The organism is Roseibium sp. RKSG952 (genome assembly GCF_009711355.1).
Map to the genome: position 1 here is coordinate 1 of NZ_SMMF01000130.1, position 278 is coordinate 278.

The 278-nt window shown below is 52.5% G+C and carries 1 rRNA gene; it reads right to left on the reverse strand.

Features of this window, described 5'->3' with window-relative positions:
* A 23S ribosomal RNA gene (locus tag E1297_RS00300) occupies window positions 1–278 on the reverse strand; the annotation flags it as partial.

A 278-nucleotide genomic window follows, 5' to 3' on the forward strand; every position in this document is an offset into this window, starting at 1 on the left:
GGGTGCTTTTCACCTTTCCCTCACGGTACTGGTTCGCTATCGGTCAGCAAGGAGTACTTAGCCTTCGAAGGTGGTCCTCCGATCTTCAGACAGAATTTCACGTGTTCCGCCCTACTTAATACGTCCATCAAAGCTTCCTATACGGGGCTGTCACCCGCTATGGCCACGCTTCCCAACGTGTTCTAGTCACTTATCTGGCTCGGCTGGTCCCCGTTCGCTCGCCGCTACTAGGGGAGTATCAATTGATTTCCTTTCCTCCGGGTACTTAGATGTTTCAG